We start from the raw sequence: 1,182 nt of genomic DNA, 5'->3' as shown, positions 1-1,182 counted from the left end.
ATGGCGAAAGCTAAGTTTGAGCGGACGAAGCCGCACTGCAACATTGGCACGATCGGGCATGTGGATCATGGCAAGACGTCGCTGACGGCGGCGATCACCAAGGTTCTGGCGAAGTCGGGCGGTGCGTCGTTCACGGCGTATGACCAGATCGACAAGGCGCCGGAGGAGCGGGCTCGCGGCATCACGATCTCGACGGCGCATGTCGAGTACGAGACGGCGAACCGTCACTACGCGCATGTGGATTGCCCGGGCCACGCCGACTACGTGAAGAACATGATCACGGGCGCGGCGCAGATGGACGGCGCGATCCTGGTGGTGTCGGCGGCCGACGGCCCGATGCCGCAGACGCGGGAGCACATCCTGCTGGCGCGCCAGGTTGGCGTTCCGGCGCTGGTGGTGTTCCTGAACAAGTGCGACATGGCGGACCCCGACCTGCTGGAGCTGGTGGAGATGGAGGTGCGCGAGCTGCTGTCCTCCTACCAGTTCCCGGGCGACGACATTCCGGTGATCCAGGGTTCGGCGCTGATGGCGCTGGAGGACAAGAACCCGGAGCTGGGCGAGCAGGCGGTGCTGAAGCTGATGGAGGCGGTGGACGCCTACATTCCGCAGCCGGAGCGTCCGAAGGACCGTCCGTTCCTGATGCCGATCGAGGACGTGTTCTCGATCTCGGGCCGCGGCACGGTGGTGACGGGCCGCGTGGAGCGCGGCATCATCAAGGTCGGCGAGGAAGTCGAGATCGTCGGTCTGAAGGACACGACGAAGACGACGGTGACGGGCGTCGAGATGTTCCGCAAGCTGCTGGACAGCGGCGAGGCGGGCGACAACATCGGCGCGCTGCTGCGCGGCACGAAGCGCGAGGACGTGGAGCGCGGCCAGGTTCTGGCGGCGCCGGGCTCGATCAAGCCGCACTCGAAGTTCAAGGCGGAGGCCTATGTGCTGACGAAGGAGGAGGGTGGCCGTCACACGCCGTTCTTCACCAACTATCGTCCGCAGTTCTACTTCCGCACGACGGACGTGACGGGCGTGGTGACGCTGCCGGAAGGCGTCGAGATGGTGATGCCGGGCGACAACGTGTCGATGGACGTCGAGCTGATCGCGCCGATCGCCATGGACGAGGGCCTGCGCTTCGCCATCCGCGAGGGCGGCCGCACCGTCGGCGCCGGCGTCGTCGCCAAGATCAGC

The 1,182-nt window shown here is 66.5% G+C and carries 1 protein-coding gene; it reads left to right on the top strand.

The features are described 5' to 3' along the window. On the top strand, nucleotides 1-1,182 hold a 1,182-nt coding region (gene tuf, locus ACVMLK_RS21085), incomplete at its 3' end, for an elongation factor Tu (RefSeq protein WP_457487547.1).

It is taken from the genome of Teichococcus aerofrigidensis, from assembly GCF_054073225.1.
Note: the sequence above shows the minus strand (reverse complement) of the source record. Positions and strands in the feature narration are given on the sequence as shown.